At 67.9% G+C, this 546-nt stretch carries 1 pseudogene; it reads right to left on the minus strand.

The window, feature by feature from the left end:
• Positions 1 to 546: pseudogene (locus ACH65_RS18050) on the minus strand (IS5/IS1182 family transposase); the annotation flags it as partial.

Consider the following 546-nt stretch of genomic DNA (forward strand, 5'->3'; position numbering starts at 1 on the left):
CTCTCGTCCACCGCCGCCTGCGCGTTGTAGCACTGATCGAAGCCGTTGCCGGTCTTCATGATCCGTGACTGCGGGTCGGTGAAATTGTCCTGCGCCTTGGCCTCGGGCTCTCCGAAGGCCCGCTTGCACACCCCGCCGCCCGGACCGCGCGTGTTGCCATCGCCGTCCTCGTGGCGACCGGCCTGCCGGTCCTGTTCGCGCTGGCGTTCTTCCAGTCGCGCCTTGGCCGCCTGGATCGCCTTCAGGCGCTTGTCGCGCCGCGCCAGCTCCTGCGGTAACTCGTCGCCACGGCGATCGCCATACTCGCGATCCTCGGCCGCATCCTGCTGCTCGGCCTGCCGGGTCAACCCTTCGATCTGGGCCTTCAGCTGCTGCTCGCGCTCGCGCATGCGCCCATAGCTCATCGCCTTGCGCTTGCTCGCGTTGGCCTTGACCTTGGTCCCGTCAATGCCGATCCGGCCCAGCTTCACCAGCCCGGCCTCGCGCGCCAACTGCACCACCTGCACGAACAGCGCCGAGAACTCGGCCAAGTGAACCTGGCGAAAC

Origin of the sequence: Frateuria defendens, from assembly GCF_001182895.1 — a bacterium.
GTDB classification, from domain to species: domain Bacteria; phylum Pseudomonadota; class Gammaproteobacteria; order Xanthomonadales; family Rhodanobacteraceae; genus Frateuria_B; species Frateuria_B defendens.